This window comes from Nostoc sp., from assembly GCF_036917655.1.
In the GTDB taxonomy this organism is placed as follows: Bacteria; Cyanobacteriota; Cyanobacteriia; order Cyanobacteriales; family Nostocaceae; genus Nostoc.
In genome coordinates this window covers 108,812-129,546 of sequence record NZ_JBALCY010000065.1, presented here as the reverse complement: position 1 = coordinate 129,546, position 20,735 = coordinate 108,812, and the positions used below count along the sequence as shown (strand labels likewise).

Genomic DNA, 20,735 nt, shown 5'->3' with positions numbered 1-20,735 from the left:
TCAATTCAGATGAAGTCCGGTGTATTTCTTGTTGATGTCGCTGCATAATAATATACCTGAGCTTATTTATAAAAGTATTTCAAAGTCTTCCAAATGTCTATTAGGAGAACATTTACCCTAACAGTACTTGTCTTCTAGCTGTATCAATTTGAGTCCATCTACTCAAGAGGCTAACTGTATTGTGGCTTTAGGAGACTGAAAAAACTTGATAATAACTGTCAAATATCTTGCAATCTATTATCAACTTTACTTTATGGCCAAAATAGTTTAATTTCAGATTTGAAATGAAAAAATTTTCTATTAAGCCCTAAGGGTACTAGTAGACCGTGAGGATCTGAATTGGAATGAAACTGAAAAAATTGCTTCCCTACCTGTTGTTAACAAGCTCTTTGACTGTGTTGATCGCAACTGCTGCTAGAAGTAAAGAAGTAGGGATAGGTGTATCAGAGCTTCCCAAATAAACTCCAACAGATGCTAATTAGACATCTCCAGAAATGAGATATTGATCCTGACTGCATAAGGCTTTGATATTCTTTTTCAGGAGATATCTAATAGACATAGGAGTGAAAATGACGTAGGCACAATTCATGAATTGTGCCTACCAAGGATTTTGGGCAACGCATAATTAATTTCTGGAGATGTCTAATGAAGTCTAAGCAGCTTGTTCCTAGTCTATTGCTTGCAGGTCTTATTCTCATGTTGGTCACAAGTCCTACTAGAAGCGAAGAAATACCATCAATTAGAGTTTATAAGAATACGACATCTGGTGAGGCTGACGCGAGTTCTACTCAAGAAACATCTCTGATTACCAAAGGAGAGACTGTTGAACCAATCCGACAGATTCGGCTAGTAAGTCAGATAGAGCATCCAGCCCAGAGCGCCAGAATGTTAGTGCAGTCACCAACACCACCAAACACGCAGCAAACTGAAGTTGTGCAAGTTACCTCAGTTAAGGCAAATCCCACCACTAAAGGTGTGGAGGTGATTTTACAAACCTCGAAAGGGCAACAGTTGCAACTAGTCAATCGCAGTGCTGGTAGCAATTTCATCACTGATATTCCCAATGCTCAATTGCGTCTACCATCAGGCGAAGCATTCATATTCCGCTCAGATAAGCCTGTAAAGGGTGTTACACAGATAACAGTCACGAATTTTAATGCCAATACTATCCGGGTGACGGTGATTGGTGAAGCGAGTGTACCGACTGTAGAGTTGTTTGACAGTCCTGATGAGGGTTTGATTTTTAGCGTAGCTAGTGCAGCATCTACAACACAACAACATCAAACGCCACAACAACAGCCTGCAACTCCAACTCAGCCCCAACAACCAGCAGCTTCTACTGATAAGCCGATTGAACTGGTGGTGACGGGTGATCTTGATGGATATAATGCACCTGAAGCATCAACTGCAACCAGAACCGACACTCCTCTGCGTGACATTCCTCAGTCGATTCAGGTGATTCCCCAACAAGTGATCAAGGATCAAGGAATCACGCGGATTTCAGATGCTGTTCGCAATGTTTCTGGTGCAACGATCCAAACGGGCTATGGCAACCTCATTGGCGATGTCAACCTACGCGGTTTTGTAAGTAATGTATTAAGGGATGGATTTGCAACTTCGCCTTTCTTTACTGATGGTGCGAATATTGACCGAGTGGAAGTACTGAAAGGTCCGGGATCAGTGTTGTACGGGCAGGCTGCACCAGGAGGTTTAGTAAATTACATCACAAAGCAACCCTTGAGCGAACCCTATTATTCAGCTGAGTTTACCGTCGGAAGCTACGATTTTTATAAGCCCACACTCGACCTGTCAGGACCACTGACTGAAGACAAACGATTGTTATATCGGTTGAATATTTCCAATGAGGATTCTGGCAGTTATCGGGATTTCATTAACAATAAAATTTTCTTTATATCTCCGGCTTTAACTTACAAGATTAGTGATGCGACAACCCTAAACTTCGCCTATGAATATCTTGATGCGAAGCTTGGGTTCGACCGAGGCTTTTCGCCTTTTCCCGCCTTTTCTAACTTGCCCAGAAATCGCAATTTGGGCGACACTAATGATTATCAAATTATTCAAGTGCATCGTTTCAATGTAACACTAGACCAACAGTTGAGTGATAATTTACGACTGAGGAGTGGATTTACTGGGCGATTTGAGTACTTAGATGGTGCATATGCTAATTTTTATAGTGACGTAGACGCAGATGGTCGAACTTTAGACCGTAGTTTAGGGGGGGGTGTAAGTTATAACGATAGTTTAACGCTGCAAACAGATTTGATTGGTAAATTCAAAACGGGTTCCATCGCTCACCAACTGCTGTTTGGGTTTGAATTGAATCGAGCGACTAGTCGGAATGCAGGTATAGACTTAACTAATGATGAGTTTCCTTCAATAGACATTTTTAATCCGATTAATAGCCCGCTTCCTCCATATGTTTTAGAGACTGCTGGACCGGCTTCGATCCAGAATACGGAGGGAATTTATCTACAAGACCAAGTGACATTACTGCCAAATCTGAAATTGCTTCTAGGTGGCAGATATGACTTTATCAACAACAACGCCGTTTCTACTGTTTTTTACGATGAAGCCTTTTCCCCGCGTGTGGGGATTGTTTATCAACCGATAGAACCGATCTCGCTGTATGCCAGTTACAGTAAATCGTTTGAACCAAACAATGCCCAGAGAGTAAACCAAGAGTTCATAGATCCTTCTCACAGTACACAGTATGAGGTGGGCGTTAAAGCTGAACTTTTTGATAAACGACTTTCCGCAACGTTAGCCGCCTATGACATTACCAAAACCAACATTGCTACCGTAGATCCTCAAAATCCGAATTATTCAATTCCCATTGGAGAGGTTAAAAGTCGAGGTATTGAACTGGATATTGCAGGACAGATTTTACCAGGTTGGAAAGTGATCGCTTCTAGTTATTTAAATGATGCCTATGTTAGCGAAGATACTGATCCCACAAACATAGGTCGGCGTTTTGCAAATGCACCCTATCATGGCGCTAGTCTGTGGACAACCTACGAAATTCAACGTGGTGATTTGCAAGGGTTACAGTTTGGTACAGGGTTGTTTTTTGTAGGCGATCGTATTGCTAATCAGTCAGATCCCTATACCCTTCCTTCCTATGTCAGAACCGATGCTTCTATCTCTTACAAACGCGATAACTGGCGAGCGGCGCTCAACTTTAAGAACATTTTCAATATCAATTATTCCGAAACAAACGGCTACCTAATTTTCCCCCAAGCACCTTTTACACTTCAGGGCACAATTTCAGTGAGTTTTTGACCCCACCCTTTCCCTCTCCTTGTAAAGGCTACGGTGTATACACAAGTCCTAAAATTCTTGCCTGCTAGGATACAAGCCTTATTAGGCAAGGTTTTAATGGGACTTAGACAAAAAACAACCACAAAAAAGCCTCAAATCTATATACAGAAATACTTTGACATCGTTTTGTTTGGTTTATTGATATATCTGAGTTTCAGCCATTTTTGACTATTTGGTGTATTTACCCTACTCAGCATAGATTTGAGGCTTGTTTATCTCTCAAAAATGTTTAAGTCCCGTTAAGTTGATCAAGTTGATTATCAATAGTGTCAGATTATTGATATAGGTACAACGGAAAATCAAGGATTTTAAAAATAATTTTCCGTTCTTTTCTGTCCATTTGATTCCCAACTCGACTTGTGTGTAGACCGTAGCAATACATCGGAAGAATTGAGGGGGGTAAAAATCAAACCTGAAATTGTGCAAAGAAGCGTCTAGCATGAACTATAAAAAACTACGTAACTTCGTATTTACTCTGCACCGCTACATTGGTTTAGCGGTGGGACTGATTGCAATTATTGTCGGCTTGACTGGTAGTTTATTGGTCTTCCACTCAGAAATTGACAACTTTGATCAGCACCTCCAATCTGGCATAATTACACCTCAAGGGAAACAACTACCAGTTGAGGTTGTGTTGAACAATGTCAAAAAGATATATGCTGATCAACTAGGTGTAAAATTCCAGAGGTTTTACCTACCCACAAAGCCCAATGAGTCGATGACTGTCATCCTGAAAACAAAGGAAATTGACTGGCTCCCAATCTACGTTAACCCATATACAGGAGCAATTCTCAACTCGAAGCCAAGCTTAATCCAAAAGATGTTTTTTGACGTTATCTATCCACTGCACTATGCCCTTTTAGGGGGTGACATTGGACTTAAGTTTGTTGGCGTTATTGGGTTATTGATGACCATCTTGAGCATTACAGGTATTCTCCTCTGGCCGGGTTGGCGCAGGTTAATTTCCGGCTTCAAAATTAAGTGGAATGCCCATCCTAAGCGAGTTAACTTTGATATTCACAAAGTTGCTGGCTTTATTACAGTAGTATTTCTGACATTTACATTTTTTACGGGGTTTTGCTGGAATTTCTCTGAGTTCGCTAACCCCATAATCTATGCTATTACCTTCAGCAAGCCGCAACCCAATCTGGTATCTGTTCCCATTGCGGGAAAGTCTCCACTAGGACTTACAGACCAATTAAAAACCGCTCAAGCTGCTTTACCAGATGCATCGCTGTCGAAAATTTACTTCCCAGGTCAACCAGAAGAAATCTTAGCATTTAGCTTTAAGCTAAAGGAAGAGTATAGCGATGTTTCTCTTGACCAATATAGCGGTGAGGTTCTACAAGTGAGTAGTTCTTTAAAGGTGTCATTAGGCGATCGCATCCTCAATTCCTTTAGTCCCCTGCACTATGGTACTTTTGGTGGCTTACCCACCCGCATTCTCTACGTATTCGTCGGATTGTCACCCTTGATTTTATTTATCACTGGCTTTGTCATGTACCAACATCGCTACCAGGAAAAATCTGTCCGCCACAATTAGGTAATAGAACTATCAAATAACCGTCAAACTTAATTGACCGGAAAAAGCAGTGGATTCTAGATTCTGAGAACGAGGTAACACAAGACTTTGGACTTATCTTAGTGCCATTCGGTTAAGAATATTCATAGGTTGGTTGAGGCAATACGTTAACCAACAAACCCCGCAAAATGTTGGGTTTCCATGAATGAAACTAGAAAAGGGATAAACAACTTACTTGTGAAAAATAGCACACATTTCTCTCCCATTTGCAATTTTAAACAAATTTTTGAGGTTGCCAGAATATCTATAGCAAAACTCTTGAAATGTTGTTGCGGTAAACCGTTGTGTAGCATGTCCAGTTCCCGGATTAGCTAAATATCTACTAATCAATTTAATAATCCAGTTTGAAGATGTCGAAAAATTCTTAATTGGCTCTACAATTATTATTTCTTTTTTAGTTGCCTCAAATAGCTTTTTATATATGAAATCTACATCATTTGGAAGAAAATGGTACATACTCGCTTGAATAATGATATATTCAGTCTCTGGAATATAATCACTCGATAATAAATTATGATATATTACATTAATACCCGATTTTTTAGCACTAGATATGAAGTTCCTGTTAATATCAAGTCCCGTATATTTAACATTTTTAGGCAATAAATAGTGTTTGTATAAGTAGCAGTCTCCACAGCAAGCTTCAAGAACTGTTGAATTTTCTGGAATTAATGATGCAATACTTTTGTATCGGTTATGGAAGCCTTTTCCATAGATGAGTCTCATCGTTATATTATAAAAGGTTGGATTTGAATAAATTAGACTTTTCATTTTTTTTACCTGAATATTTACAACCTATTAATGTTAATGTGAAAATAATTAAGTTTTAATGGCTTAGTATTTTATAAACTATGTCAATAATTGTAGATACTTGATTTAACCCAACCCATAGTGGTAGCCTGACTAAGCGATCGCTAAATAAATTAGTGATAGTCAGAGAGCCATGAGTGCGACCATACTTTATGCCAGCTGGGGAACTGTGCAAAGGAACATAATGGAAGACAGACTTTATACCAAAACTCCGCAATTTTTCAATCAAAGTATTACGGCTTTCGAGGTTTGGTAAGAGTAAATAATACATATGAGCATTATGCTGACATTCTATAGGGATGATGGGACGACGCACCTTACCTTGAGTTTCTAAATCGGCAAAAGCTTGATGGTATTGCTGCCAGATATCCATTCTTTTCTGGGTGATAGTCTCTATTGCTTCCATTTGTGCCCACAGAAAAGCTGCACTGATCTCACTAGGTAGATAGGATGAACCAATATCTACCCAAGTGTATTTGTCTACCTGTCCTCGGAAAAACTGGTTACGGTTAGTGCCTTTTTCCCAGACAATCTCACTGCGTTCAATTAATTCTGGATGGTTAACTAACAAAGCACCGCCTTCACCACAAATCAGATTCTTAGTTTCATGGAAGCTGACAGCTGCCAAATGTCCAATACTTCCTAGCGATCGCCCTTTGTAAGTTGCATCTAGCCCTTGTGCTGCATCCTCAATAATTAATAACTGGTAATGTTGGGCAATTTTCATAATCTCGTCCATTTCACAGCCCACTCCAGCATAATGTACTGGTACTATCGCTTTTGTTTTGGAAGTGATTGCCGCCTCGATCTGAGATTCATCAATATTCAGGGTATCTGGACGAATATCGACAAATGTTGGGACGCCCCCACGTAAAACGAAGGCATTAGCAGTAGATACAAAAGTATAGGACGGCATAATTACCTCATCTCCAGGCTGGATATCTGCAAGTATAGCTGCCATCTCTAATGCTGCTGTGCAAGAATGAGTTAATAGTGCTTTACAACAACCAATTTTTGATTCTAACCAAGCATGGTTTTTTTTGGTAAAATCACCATTTCCAGAAAGATGACCCTTAGTAATTGCTTGCTGAATATAGTCTATTTCTTTAGATGTAGCGAATGGCTTATTAAAAGGTATGTTCATTGGGTAAATTTCCATAATTATCTTATAAATTTTTAACCTGATGATGTATGTAATTTATTTTATTGTTAACCTTTACCTTTTAAACCTTTGATATCGGCTAAGAAAAAACTATTTTCATCTGCAAGATGTTTTTCATCATTGTTCTTATTATCAGAATATTGTCTAATTATATATAGTGGTCTTTTTTTTGTTTCATCAAAAGTTTTTCCCAAGTAAATACCGATGATTCCTAAAATAGCAATAATAATTCCACCAAGAAAATACAAAGAAACAATCAGGCTACTCCAACCTGTAACTGTTGAGCCATAAAGTAAGGCATCAATAAAAATATAAGTACCGTATATAAAAGCCAGCAAAGATATTAAGAAACCCAGCTTTACTGATAATCTGAGAGGTTTATCAGAATAAGCAATTAAAGTTTCGCTTCCCAGTTTCCACAACTTACTCAAGGTATATGTACTTTTTCCAGCGAAACGACTATCATGTTGAATGTCAATACTAGCAGTGGGAAAACCCATCCAGTGTACCAGAACACTAAAAAATCTTAGTTGTTCACGCATAAGACGAAAATTATCTACAATTTTCCTAGAAATAATCCGAAAGATTCCAACTTGTCCATCGTAATTAATATCTGCTAGATAGCTGAAAACTTTATAGAATAGCCAGGAAGTAAGGCGCTTCAAAATATGGTGTTTTCGCTTACCTCTCCTAGCCAATACTATATCGTAGCCTTCTTGTGCTTTAGCGTATAAACGAGGAATTTCTTCAGGACGATCTTGCAAGTCACAGTCCATAACTATAACCCACTCTGCATTACAGTGATCTAAGCCAGCTGTAATACCATATTGCTGACCAAAGTTGCGACTAAATTGAATCCCTTTAATTCGCGAATCTTTTTTAGCTAATTCTACTATGATTTCCCAGGAGCGATCGCCTCCACAATCCTCAACTAAAATTATCTCAAAGTCTTCAGAAATAATTTCAAGAGAGGCTTTTAACCTTTGATAAAGCTCATGTAGAGAACCTTCAGCTTTATAAACAGGAATGACAACAGAAATATAAGCCAATGTTAAGCCCTCCGTGGTTTTATATTTTTGCAGACGGTATCTTGAGAATTCACATTTTTTTTGGTTTATCTTTTGGAAAAACAAATATTTTATTTAATGTATATGAGACTAAGGCGAGAGGAAGTAAAATTAAAGCTCCAGCTAAAAATAGGTTAATTTTGTAAGCAATTAATTGTTTTAGTAAAAATATTTGCATTAAATAGATAATAGCATAAACTCCTATAAATTTAAAAACAAGAGTGTTGTTTTTGTTTTTGAATACAATTACTCCAATAGTTTTAAAATTAAAAAATACTCCACATAGGATTGATACTAAAGATGCAATTTCATAACGTAAGTTTAGCAAAAGTAACAAAGCAAATAGCGAATAACCAAAAAATGTATTAATTACCCCTACTATCAGAAACCTTATAAATCTTTTGGAAGGATAATAAATACTTTTCATTTCATTATGAGTTCCATAGTACGAAGTAATTACATCTCCAGCAAAGCGTCTATATCGTTCGTAATAAATTTCAATTTGCTTATAACCATTGTAGGTATCAAAACGTTCTAGCTCCTCTAAATCCCGATAAAAAAGGGGGGTTATGGGCAGGGCAAACGCATCATGTCAACAAGATCCTCTAATTCTCAACAAGTTCCAAAATAGTCGCATTAATCCCTGCTTATTGACAAATATTTAGGCGAGTGCTTTGAGTCTGGAAACTAAACCAAACGATAAATACTGATTTTCTCGTTAGTTCTTAGCCTTGGTCATGAGCAAGTATAATTTAGATGTGTTTGCCCTGGGGTTATGGGGGAGCAATAAGTGCCTAAAATCACAGCCATACACTTTTCAAACATCCTCTTAAAAATTGATTTTCCAGATAGTTACTTTTTCAGATGAAGCTGGAATACTTTGATTAGAGCTTTCCCAAATGGGCTGCATACAGAGTGGGTTATTTACAAGTAAGGGATGAGTTGAATACTCGATTATATGGGTCGCTGGAGTTGTCATCAGGAGTCGGCAAAATCGCTCTGGTTGAGATGTTGCCCATAAGTCTTTAATAACTTGCTTCCGATCATCTGAGGGATAAGCTTTCAATGTTAGCTTGCTTACAACTTCATACGTATTTTCTAGATAAGCTGCCCTACCACCAATACTAGTTAATAAGAAATCAGAATCATCAACATACTTATTCGTTAAGATGACAGAGTTTTGTGGCGTATTGTCATGAATATAAACCAGAGCAATTCGTTCACTAGCATTTATTGTGGGTCCTTCAGAATACATCTTAGTCATTAATAAACTTGGTCTAGCAAGCTGTTGAGCAGCCTGAGATATTACGATAAAAGCGACTACTAAACTAATCTGCATTGGTCTAGTTAAGAATAGATGAGGTTTGAAAAACTGGTAAACATAATAAAGTCCAGGAATCATTAGTACAAATAAATACCAGCGTGTTGGAAACATCATTTGCCCTGCAAGTGAGTAACTGTCATAATCATTTGTTAGACACATTGCACTCAGAGTTGACACAACTATCATCCATACAATCAGGCTCGTAAACAGGAGAAACTCTTGACGTGCTGGTTTGTTTGATAGGTAAATACTAGTGATAATGAGCAAAGGAATACCTATCATATTCAAGGCAACAAAAGCAGACATGGATACTATTTGCCAAACCCATTTAAATACTGTCGAGTTATGAATTAAACGGCTTAGTAAGTTATAAATATTTGAAGAAAATGGCCAAGCATTAATCCAGTGAGTCCATTTTTCGGGATTAGTTAAATTATTAAAGCCTAACTTGATACTCGCACTACCAGCCAAATAGTATGATGATTTCATCTCCAAACAAATTAGTAAACCTAAAACAACAGCAAGACCAGCAGCAACAAGGTATGCCTTTTGCTTAGTGCGTTTCCAGCCATAGGCTGCCAATAACAAAAAACCTGGCAGCATTGGTAAAAATACATGAATCCGAAAACGGCTTATTGCCACAATCATGATTGCCGTAATGATGAGAACGATACCTACTGGTTGTTTTTGATAGCAACGAACAGAAATGTGTAAAACTCCGATAATAATTCCATAAGCGACTAACATCCCACTATACATTTGTGGGATAAATATGCTAAGTGTTTCTATTCCACTAGAAACATGGGGAAACAAAGTAAAGTAAAATAAGTCAGTATCGTTTTTTACTAAAGGGGGGTATGGGATGGCTGTAACATACATTGTTGCTGTTGCCAGATATGCGGCTATCTTACTATTAGTCAAAGTTTTGACGATGCTGTATAGTGCCAGACACATCCCAATTTCGATAATTATGTAATGATAAACAATCTGTACCCTCTGCATATCAGTCTGACCTGTGAAGCGTGAGAGCAACATGGTTGTCAGATGGGGAAACATGTGATATGCGGTTTCAGGTGTTCCTGCTCTACTTGGTTGCTGTAGAGGTGGTACGTGTCTGGCCAATTCGTAGGCTTCACTTATAAAGTAATGACAATCAAAGCATACTGTTGATTTATAAGTGTTAGTTATAGGGTTATATTTCCAGGGTATTTGGTAGGGAATATTAACCACTAAAGTGACTGCAATTAATAAAGCGAGTACCCAATCAAATTGCTGCCAGATGAGGAGATTAATCTGAATGTTCAAGTAAATTTTTTTGCGGATTGAGTAAATAATCAACCCAATAAAAATTGCAATTGCTCCAATGTAAAATAATAATTCTAGCTTAAATACAGCTAATCCAAAGTAAATTAAAGTTGTTAGTGTATAGCTAGCGATCGCGCTAAATGTAAAACGAACTATCGGCTCTTGTACTTGTCGCTTTAACAGCAGATAAAATAAAGCACCCAGAGGCATCAAAAGTAAAACGGCTCCTGCACAAAAGCGCAGGAATTCAACGATATTCCATTCAGTTTCTGCAAAATAATAACCTATTGCAATTAGAGTAATAGTAGCGGTAGTGATAGTTAGAAAACTTGATTTATTTTTAATGCTTGCAATCATTTAATCTTCCTTTCATAAATAATACTTTAATCTGTTTGAAAGCCCGCAGCGAATTAAATTCGGGATCAGCCTCGATGAATCAGGATTTTTATGCAAAGACTTGTGCTTCTGGCAGCAACTTACCAGATCGAGCTTTAGCAGATATGACTGGCTCACCTTGAATCGGCCAGGCGATCGCTAAGTCAGGATCGTTCCAATGAATGTATCGATCATGCTGTGGTGCATAGTAGTCTGTGGTGTTGTACAATACCTCAGCTACATCAGATAACACAACAAAACCGTGAGCAAAACCTGCTGGTATCCAGAGTAATTTTTTATTCTAAGCACTCAGGTACACACCAACCCATTTACCAAAACTTGATTATTTTTAAGTGATTTTTTCTGAGGTTTCAAGCATATTTTTATTTCTTATATTTATTTAATTTTTCACACTATAGTAAGGGGATCTAATTTCTCCATTCTTAATAATCGTGCGACGAATAAAATGGGGTCTTTGCTTAACTTGCTCTGGCAATTCAGTTAAAACCCAGATGTCTGGACGATCGCACTCACTCAAATGCTTTGCCGCCTCAACGATACTTCCAGCCAAAGGGCCAACAACTAAAATCGTGGCTCCTTCACCCTTCATCAATCGCCGCCAAGAAGAATACTTGGGAAGCTCTAAATCCTTTGGCTTTTCACACCTACCGAGGCGCAGATAAGCAGGATGCTCTAAGTTAGTAAGCTGATTGATAATTTCTAGAACATCTGCGGCAAAAGCAGGCACGAAGACATGCATATTGCTCAGACAGAGCATAGTTCCATAGTCTTCAAGTGCATGATGCGTTGGGAGCATCACTCCATAGCCATAACCACCTCTTTCAAAATGCATTTTAAGTAACCTTGTCTTAGCTTTAACAATAATCTCTGCAAATAATTCCATGATGAAAAGTTAATGTATGAATGTTATTAAAAGTAAGATTAAAGCCGAGAACTAAGCAAAAGCAGAAATTGTGACTGATGAAATTATAGATAACTTACATTTAGGTTTTTTCCGGAACACTAATATATATAGATTTGTCATGACCCATCCATGGCACTTCAGCAAAAGACCAAGGCTTACTAAAAATAACTTTGTATCCAACTATGTGAATATCTTTATTTGAGATAATTACAGCCTTTTTTGCATTAATTACTTCCTGAATTCTTTTTGCTTCTTTAGGGTATACCTGTTCGATTGAGGGAAAATAATATGATGACATTTGAACTTTTGGTAAATTATTAATTGCCATAGCAACAGAGTCTAATGTATAGTTCACTATGTAGTGTGAATTGTCAAATTTTGATATCTCGTTAAAAATTTCCTGATAGAATTGATAATATTTTTTGCTTAAAATTTTTCCTCTAAAAATGCTAATTTCAGTTGGGATAACTTCTTTACCCATTAAGGTATCTAATTTCCAAGGAAAGTAAACAGAACTGGTTTCTGAAAAAATAAGACTATTAGCCCAAATAAAACAAATAGAAATTAATGGTAATAGCATAACTATTTTAATCTTGCGATCAAGCCGGGGCAATATTTTGACAATGCTATAAATGATAACTCCAATACCAAGAGATGAACTATTGGCTAATCTAAACACTTCATAAATATGAATAGCATTTAAGTATCCAAAAAGGGTGATTACACAAAATGCCATCACAATAACTTCATCTTTAGTTAAAATTTTCTTTAAAAATAATTGTTGGAATAGAAAATATAATAGTGTTACAAGATTCCAAAAGAAAATAATTGTGAAAGAAAATATTCTTGAGTCAGGATTGTCTCCTAGAGCATTCTCTCCTCCAGATGTAATAATCGAGTTGAATAGTATCGGTATAAATGTTAATACAGTAACTCCCTGATCCGATTCTAACAACATAATTTTATTTTGTATGAAGAAGTCGTTTAGGACACCGTGGTAGATCAAAAAGAATAGAAATAACGATATCGGAATTAAAAGTCCTAAAATAAAAAACAAAGCATTTGATAAATTAGCTTTTTTGCTATCTCTTTTTAAAAGAGTTTCGTAAACTAAAAATAACAAGAAAGGAAGTAATGTTGCTTGAACTGATGAGTATCTACATAATAAAGATAATCCTAAAAAGAATCCAGAAAAAAACATATTGCTAATATCTTTTTTTACAGCAAATAATATCAGTATTGATAATAATAAAAATGTATATGAGTAGTAATTTGACCATGGATAGATAATATACGTATGTAAAAGAAAAATCAAAAGGGTTGCAAAATAAGCAAAATATTTAGGCAGGATTTTTAAAAATATTTGATATGACAAAAAAATACTTAGAGAATAAAATATACCAGTAGCTATACCAATAGATATCATCCTTTCTCCAAATAAACTGAGAGAAAGACTTTGAATCCAGCTTGTCAGAATTCCGTAAATAGTGAATGTTTCTTGATAAGGAATTAAGCCTCTTTTTAGATCGAGGGCTTGTACATACATAAATCCCCAATGAGCGCTATCCAGATTAACACTTGATTCAATACAGCTAAATCCAAAACTTAAACAGCATATTAACAACACTGAAAAATCTACAATATTCATAATTTTTTTCGCATCAAAAAAAATTTACACAAGAACATAGACTGCTGTAGTTACATTGTTCTTTTCTCTATGTGAAACCCTATTGACTACCATCCTTTAGAATTAGCTAGAAAAAGAGGTGGATCAGGAGGGGTAGAAATAATTAAAGTTTCACCAATCACAGCCAGCATTACATTAATACAGACAAAGGATAGAGGCTCACATCTTGCACCAAAAGATCTGGTGTTATTTAAGCACTAAATACAAAACTTAAAATCCTTGATTTAGTGATAAAAGCCAAGAAAATGAATGTAACTTTATTGGGATTTGTCCCTCTAAAACAAGGATTAAGTAGGTAGACAGGAATAAATATAACTATGTAACAAAATGTAAATTAATTAATTAAAACCTTTCCATTGCTTCATTCTGCTTTGCTGCGTTCGCAATGACATAGTTATAAATTTTTTCGCTTACCTACTTATACGGAGATGTGCAAGATATGAGCCTCCGACTAGCTGCTTTTAGCCGCTAGCAACAGATGAAAGAAACACTATTTCCTAGAAGGCTTGATATACAAGAGTTATAAAATGTGTTTCTTGAAAGCATCCCAACTGGCGGCACACCACCTGCTACAAATCAAAGAAACACTTCATTCCACGAAAATTTACCATTTCATAGGGGTTTCAGCTCCCGTTTATTGAAAGTTAACGTATAGATCACTCAGAAAACTCAAACAACAAGGTTTTTTTGCAAAGTACTGAGTGCTATTGCAAATATAAAACCAAGATTTTATTGATAGTCTTTTTCAATTAGTTATGCTTAGCTTAATAGAATAGATTCTTTTAAGCAACTACTCATTAATAAATATTAATTATCATAAAATTTTTTACTATCAGTTTTATATATATCGTGTTGTTTTGTGGTGGTTTGATTTCTCGCTAAATCTTAGTATCAGTAATCTATAGGAGACGCAGAATTCAAAATTTAAAATCCTTTTTTCTCTGGGCATTTGACATTTTGTTAAATGGTTTTTGATTTCCTCAGCCATGTACTAAGGAATTCTCAAGCCATTTTTTATCTTTTGTAACATAACGTAATACTAACAGTTAATTTACTTAACATCTCTTGGAACCCTGCAAATGTTCACAACAAGAGCGTTTTCACTAACGGTACTTATCTTGTAGTTGTATCAATTTGAGTCCATCTGCTCAAGAGACTAACTATCTTGTGGCTTTAGAAGACTGAAAATTTTGAGAATGACTGTCAAATATCTTGCAATATATTCTCACTTTACTTTATGGCTAAAATAGTTTAATTTCAGATTTGAAGTGAAAAAATTTTCTATTAAGCCCTAAGGGTACTAGTAGACCGTGAGGATCTGAATTGGAATGAAACTGAAAAAATTGCTTCCCTACCTGTTGTTAACAAGCTCTTTGACTGTGTTGATGGCAACTGCTGCTAGTAGTCAAGAAGTAGGGATAGGTGTATCAGAGCATCCCAAGTCAACTCCAACAGATGCTAATTCCAATCAACCATTCAAAGTAAAAAGTTAAAAGGCAAAAGAAAGAAAATAAGGAATGGTTGGAGAGCAACTAAATTTATTTATGGGGATTATGTTTTTACTTTTTAACAATGGATTGGGGAGGTAGTCTAATTCTTCGCCCCAATCCATCGCGAGGATTGAGAGGGGTAAAAATCCAACTTGCTTTCGTGGCGATTATGAATCGGAAAAAACTACGTTCTATCGTTTTTTACCTGCACAGAACTATCGGTTTTTGTGTTTGACTATTGCTAATTGTTATTGGGTTAACAAGTAGCTTGTTAGTGTTCGAGCAAGATTTTGACCACTTTATGATTAGTCAACAATATGGACACATTACTCCCCAACAGGTGGAGTTATCCCCAGAGTCTGTGGTGAATGCAATTGAGGCGAAGTATGCTGCGCGAGGTGATCTCCATCTTTATCGGATTTATTTGCCAGATACTCCTTCTTCTCCCTACCTGGGGCAGTTGTCATCAACTGATGAGCAAGGGATAGAGGTTTTTGTCAACCCTTATACAGGCAAAATTATCGGTGGGCGATCGGATAAAACCCTAATTAACAGAAGCTTTGAGCTTACAGGGCTTTTCAAATAATTGAATTACACCACTCTCTACTCCCCATTCCCCGTCTTAGTCGTGGTTTAAATACCTGAAAACTGCTGTAACTGATAACTGATCACCGCTAATCCATAATCGGAAATTGATATAAGTGCGTACCCTCATTATTGTCTGGCTCGGTCAAATTCTTTCGATCATTGGCAGTGGCATGACCGGATTTGCTTTCACTATCTGGGTGTGGGAACTCACGCATCAAGCTACGGCATTAGCCTTGTTTAGCTTCTTTGCACAAGTGCCGCAAATTTTAATTATTCCCATAGCTGGGGTGATTGTAGATCGCTGGAATCGTAAATACTTAATGATGGTTGGTGACACGGTGAGTGGGCTGTTGACCATAACTGTGTTACTGCTTTACATAACTCATAATTTGCAACTATGGCATTTATACTTAGCTGTGGCTGTCAAGGGGACTTTTCAGCAATTTCAAACACTGGCATTCTCGGCATCAGTATCAATGATGGTGCCCAAGCAGCAGTACAATCGCGCTAGCAGCATCAGCTTCCTGGCCAGTTCCAGTTCTATGATCATCGCACCAGCACTGGCAGGTGCCCTCTATGCAGTCATTGGTCTTGTGGGCATCTTAACTATCGATATCACTACTTTTGCGATCGCTTTACTCACAGTGCTGTTAATATCTATCCCGCAACCTCCCATGACAAAAGTGGGTAAGCGCAGGAGCATAAACCTGAAGCCGGATCTCTACTTTGGCTGGCGCTATGTTGCCGCACGCCCCAGCCTGTTTGCTATGCTAGTATTGGTGTTGGTGTTCGTTTTTGCCGATAAATTTGGCGATTCACTTGTTACTCCCCTAATTCTGGCACGCACTGGTAATGATACTAAAGTATTAGGTGCTGTATATTCGGCAGCAGGGTTGGGCGGCATTATTGGGGCTTTGATCGTGGGCGCTTGGGGTAGTTTCCAGCCCAGAATACATGCAGTATTGCTAGGTATGGCGGGTGCTGGTTTGAGCCAAACAGTGTTTGGTCTGGGGATAATACCGTTGATTTGGATTCCTGCCCAATTCTGTTCATCTCTAAATTTCCCAATAATGGGCAGTGCCCATGATGCTATATGGTTGAGCAAGGTAAAACCTGAGTTACAGGGACGTGTTTTCGCAATGCGTTCTATGGTAATGCCGGTCAGTTCGGCTTTAGCAAGCTTGATAGCTGGACCACTAGCCGATCGTGTTTTTGTACCTGCAATGAAGCCTGATGGTACTCTTGCCCCCATGTTGGGTTGGATATTTGGCACGGGAAGTGGTGCAGGCATAGCACTCCTGTATGTTATTTCTTCACTAAGTATGTTAGTTGTTGGCTTAGGTGGATATGCCTTTCGTGTGTTACGTGAGGTAGAAATTATCCTGCCAGATTATGATGCCAGTGCGGAGTAGTAGGTGGCGAGGTGTAACAGTAACTTTGAATCGTTTTCAAGGAAGTGAACATGATTATGCAAGATTCTCTAAGTAATTGTCGTTTCTGCTGTATTGTCTCAAAAGCTAATGGTGAAGACCCCATTGGTTCAGCACCCACTTACGAACACTGTCTAGCTCTTGAGATGCAACTTCCTTGGACTGAAAAACGTTGGCAGGAAAATCCCATGCTCCAGTCGGCGATGACTCTGATAGAAAAGCTGATTTTTGAGCATGGGATCAAGATTGGAGGTCAGTTGCTCGTTCCAGATAGCGAATACTCTCATCCTGGTTATACTCGCGTGCTGTATTATCGCCGATCCGCAAAGCTTTTTGCGAAGTTTGAAAAGCATGAGTTTATCATTCCCGATTCTAAAGTTGGCTCTTTCGTCATGGCGTTATTGGAAACATTGCTTCACTCGCCAACTGTCCTGCCTGATTGGAAGCAGTATCGGCAAAAAACCAGTCAGATTCGTGAGTTAATGGTCTGTACTGATGGTAACGTTGACGTTGCTTGTGCCCGGTTTGGTTATCCCATCTATCGCAAGTTGCGCTCTGAGTTAGCTACTGCCTGTAGTGGACAACTGCGTGTGTGGCGATGCAGCCATTTTGGGGGACACCAGTTCGCACCCACCCTGATTGATTTGCCTTATGGACACTACTGGGGTCATTTGCCGCCAGAAATATTGGAACTCCTAATTTGGCATAATGGTTCCGTCAGTGGGCTATACCCGTTCTACCGAGGTTGGGCTGGTTTATCAAAGTTTGAGCAAATCGCGGAGCGGGAGATATGGATGCAAGAGGGTTGGGACTGGCTCAATTATCACAAATCGGGTCAAGTGCTGGCAATGGATGAAGCAGATGAAGAGTGGGCTGAAGTATGCATTAATTTCTCGGCAGAAAATGGAAGTATTAAGGGTACTTATGAAGCTAGAGTAGAGGCAAGCGGTTCTGTAATGACAGCTTGGAACTCAGGTAATCAGCTACCTTTAGAGGAAGTTAAGCAATACCGCGTCAGCCATCTAGTAAAAGTAGCGTAGAAATATAATTTTTAGACATGCTAAATGTCAAGTTTTTGTCTGCTTTGAGTACATCGATAGCTTGAGGTTAAGCACTAGTTTCAAGCGCAATAAAAACAGTTTTACTGGAGTTTTAAACATGGCAACTATTATGTTTTACGTTAGTACTTTGCAAGGCGAATTTAATGGCAGTCTCAAGCTAGCAAAAACACTAAAATCACTTGGTCATAAAGTATTTTATTTAGGAGTGCCAGATTCTGAAGAAAAAGTTCGTCAGCATGGATTTTCATTTTTGTCAATTCTAGAAAAATGGTTTCCTAAGGGTTTTTTCCAACAGCAAGACAATAATAACTTAAACTTAAGCGGACTAAGGCTATTACTAGAACAAAAAAAAGACATGAAACTTATGAAGTCTTTGATTGATTCCTTATATAAAGGAGAAAACAGAGAAATACACAATGTACTGAAAGAAATTGATCCTGATTTGCTATTAATAGGTACAGCTACCCCTACGGATGCTTCAGTAATAACGTTGATAGCTTATGAATGCAAAATTTTAACTATTTATTTGACAGATACATTGATATCATTACCATCACAAAAAAATCTAATCCAACAAGATAAAAATATCAAGTCCACCGAGAATTCTGGATATTCTCTTTTATCTAATAAATATCAATTTAAACATTGGAAACAAGCAATTATAAACAAGTTCCCTTGGTTGATAAAAAGAGGTTTTTATGAAAAATTTATGAGAAAATTTGCTAGAAGCAGGAAAATCCCTCAAGAATTATTAGACTTCTCTAATAGCCTTCCTTTGAAACTACCACATCTATTTTTATTTCCGGAGGAATTAGATTTTCCTGACTCTTCTAAAGAAGGATGCTATTATGCCGAAGCTTCTATAGATTTACAAAGAGAAGAACCCTCTTTTGATTGGTCAAAACTAGATAAGAATAAAGCCTTAATCTATTGCTCTTTGGGAACTACAGGAGAAACTTTTCAAACTCTAAGTAAAAATAAAGTTCAATTTTTTTTTCAGAATGTAATTGATGCTGTATCCTTTAAAAAGGAATACCAATTGGTCGTATCTGTAAGCGATCATATTAATCTTGAAGACTTTCACTCTGTCCCTGAAAATGCGATAATCATTAACAGAGCACCACAGTTAGCACTTCTAGAAAAAGCATCCTTAGCAATCATACAAGGAGGAGCACATACTGTTAAGGAATGTATATTTTTTGGAGTACCAATGATAGTATTTCCTGTAATTGCTGACCAACCTGCAAATGCAGAAAGAATAAAATATCATGGGTTAGGCCTAGTTGGTGACATTAAGAATACATCTGTCAGTCTGATCATGGATTTAGTTGAGAAAATAGAAAATGATTTTTTGTTGAAGCAGCGATTAGAAACATGGAAAAATAAATTTAGAGAAATAGAAAACTCTGGAAAGGCAACAAAATTTATCTTGGAAATTTTAGAAGAGAAGAAACGCATCTAAAATTTATCAATAGATCCACGATTCATAAAATATCATGAAGATGAGGAGAAAAAAGGTGAGTAATAATTTAGAAGAAAGATCCTCTTCAAATGGAGCTAAATATCTAGCTCAACAAAAGTATAGTGAAGCAATAGCTTTCTATAAGCAAGGCATTGAAACTGATCCTACTTTTATGTCTAATTATTGGCATCTATGTTTAGCACTATTGCTTCAGGAACAAGAATCAGAAGCTATGGCTACTTGGCTATCTATTCTAGAGAAAGCAGACATAGAAAAAGTTAATACTTGGACATTAGATCTAGTTAAAGTGCTAATAGCAGAAGCTATCAGATGCGAAGCAGTCTCCGACTTTAAGTCTGCCCGTAAAATGTACGGCTATGCTGCTATTGCCCGGAGTCAAGCCTGGAAGAAAGTAAAAGGTTATGAGTTCATAACTGATTGGTTTAGTCAAAATCTCCCAATCTGGGAACAATATCTAATACACTTAGCTAATAAGCCTGAAATTAATATTCTAGAAATTGGTAGTTGGGAAGGCATGTCTGCCTGCTGGCTACTAGATAACATCCTCACTCACGAATCCTCAAGAATCACGTGTATAGATACCTTTGAGGGAAGCATTGAACACAAACTTGAATATAACGATAGTTATATAAAATCCGTTGAAGAAAAATTTGATTTCAATATTTCCCAGACAAAAGTGCCAGAAAAAGTAACGAAAATTGTTGGTAGCTCGCAAGATATGATGCGATCGCTTCCTCTTACCAATTATGACATGCTTTATATTGATGGCTCTCACTTAGCAAGTGATGCCCTCACGGATGCTGTTTTAGGTTGGGGACTTGTCAAGGTCGGAGGTCTCATTGTTTTTGATGACTACGATTACACATTTCCAGACGACCTTGAGCAAGACACAAAAATTGGCATAGATGCTTTTTTGCAGGCATTTTGCAAAAAAGTCAACATTATTCATCAAGGTCATCAAGTTATAGTTGAAAAGACATCGTGTTAGAAGGCATGTTCTTCATAGGTCGCAGACTTCACCAACTATCAAAATAAAGATTGGCAAATGTTTTTGGAGAATGACAGAAGAGGGATATTCAAGGATGCTAACAATAGACATCTCCAGAA

Annotated in this window: 15 protein-coding genes and 1 pseudogene; 8 read left to right on the top strand and 8 right to left on the bottom strand. The window is 37.5% G+C overall.

Annotation, left to right across the window (positions count from 1 at the left end; genetic code table 11):
• Positions 1-645 precede the first annotated feature (645 nt).
• Complete coding sequence (locus V7K30_RS22530; protein ID WP_335003044.1) at positions 646-3,300, top strand: TonB-dependent siderophore receptor; 2,655 nt, start codon at positions 646-648, stop codon at positions 3,298-3,300.
• A gap of 478 nt (positions 3,301-3,778) precedes the next feature.
• Entirely contained in the window at positions 3,779-4,882 is a 1,104-nt protein-coding gene (locus tag V7K30_RS22525) for a PepSY-associated TM helix domain-containing protein (RefSeq protein ID WP_335003042.1), read from the top strand.
• A gap of 210 nt (positions 4,883-5,092) precedes the next feature.
• Here V7K30_RS22525 and V7K30_RS22520 read toward each other — a convergent pair whose 3' ends face one another.
• The 8 genes and pseudogenes from V7K30_RS22520 to V7K30_RS22485 form a co-directional block, all read right to left on the bottom strand.
• Positions 5,093-5,692, bottom strand: coding sequence for a class I SAM-dependent methyltransferase (locus V7K30_RS22520; protein ID WP_335003040.1), 600 nt, complete (start codon positions 5,690-5,692; stop codon positions 5,093-5,095).
• 55 nt (positions 5,693-5,747) lie between these two features.
• Complete coding sequence (rffA, locus tag V7K30_RS22515) at positions 5,748-6,875, bottom strand: dTDP-4-amino-4,6-dideoxygalactose transaminase (protein ID WP_335003038.1); 1,128 nt, start codon at positions 6,873-6,875, stop codon at positions 5,748-5,750.
• Positions 6,876-6,940: 65 nt separating this feature from the next.
• Positions 6,941-7,942, bottom strand: a complete 1,002-nt coding sequence (locus tag V7K30_RS22510; protein ID WP_335003036.1) for a glycosyltransferase family 2 protein — start codon at positions 7,940-7,942, stop codon at positions 6,941-6,943.
• A gap of 49 nt (positions 7,943-7,991) precedes the next feature.
• Entirely contained in the window at positions 7,992-8,387 is a 396-nt protein-coding gene (locus tag V7K30_RS22505) for a GtrA family protein (RefSeq protein WP_335003035.1), read from the bottom strand.
• 402 nt (positions 8,388-8,789) lie between these two features.
• Entirely contained in the window at positions 8,790-10,946 is a 2,157-nt protein-coding gene (locus tag V7K30_RS22500; protein ID WP_335003033.1) for a hypothetical protein, read from the bottom strand.
• A gap of 88 nt (positions 10,947-11,034) precedes the next feature.
• Positions 11,035-11,304, bottom strand: a pseudogene (locus tag V7K30_RS22495) (dTDP-4-dehydrorhamnose 3,5-epimerase family protein); the annotation flags it as partial.
• 60 nt (positions 11,305-11,364) lie between these two features.
• A complete protein-coding gene (locus tag V7K30_RS22490) occupies positions 11,365-11,868 on the bottom strand; it encodes a hypothetical protein (protein WP_335003031.1) in 504 nt (167 codons plus the stop codon).
• A 100-nt stretch (positions 11,869-11,968) separates the two neighbouring features.
• The gene (locus V7K30_RS22485; protein ID WP_335003029.1) at positions 11,969-13,537 is read right to left on the bottom strand and encodes a glycosyltransferase family 39 protein; all 1,569 of its coding nucleotides are present in this window, start codon (positions 13,535-13,537) and stop codon (positions 11,969-11,971) included.
• Positions 13,538-14,904: 1,367 nt separating this feature from the next.
• On the opposite strand from V7K30_RS22485, the gene V7K30_RS22480 reads away from it, so the two are divergent.
• The 6 genes from V7K30_RS22480 (at position 14,905) to V7K30_RS22455 (ending at position 20,616) form a co-directional block, all read left to right on the top strand.
• Entirely contained in the window at positions 14,905-15,069 is a 165-nt protein-coding gene (locus V7K30_RS22480) for a hypothetical protein (protein WP_335003027.1), read from the top strand.
• A gap of 235 nt (positions 15,070-15,304) precedes the next feature.
• Positions 15,305-15,652: a PepSY-associated TM helix domain-containing protein gene (locus tag V7K30_RS22475; protein ID WP_335003025.1), complete on the top strand. Its 348-nt coding sequence runs from the start codon at positions 15,305-15,307 to the stop codon at positions 15,650-15,652.
• 115 nt (positions 15,653-15,767) lie between these two features.
• Positions 15,768-17,066, top strand: a complete 1,299-nt coding sequence (locus V7K30_RS22470) for an MFS transporter (protein ID WP_335003023.1) — start codon at positions 15,768-15,770, stop codon at positions 17,064-17,066.
• 56 nt (positions 17,067-17,122) lie between these two features.
• Positions 17,123-18,124 (top strand): sucrase ferredoxin, encoded by a 1,002-nt coding sequence (locus tag V7K30_RS22465; protein WP_335003021.1) that lies wholly within the window; start codon positions 17,123-17,125, stop codon positions 18,122-18,124.
• A 118-nt stretch (positions 18,125-18,242) separates the two neighbouring features.
• Complete coding sequence (locus V7K30_RS22460; protein ID WP_335003019.1) at positions 18,243-19,607, top strand: glycosyltransferase; 1,365 nt, start codon at positions 18,243-18,245, stop codon at positions 19,605-19,607.
• A 55-nt stretch (positions 19,608-19,662) separates the two neighbouring features.
• The gene (locus tag V7K30_RS22455; protein ID WP_335003017.1) at positions 19,663-20,616 is read left to right on the top strand and encodes a class I SAM-dependent methyltransferase; all 954 of its coding nucleotides are present in this window, start codon (positions 19,663-19,665) and stop codon (positions 20,614-20,616) included.
• Positions 20,617-20,735: the final 119 nt, after the last annotated feature.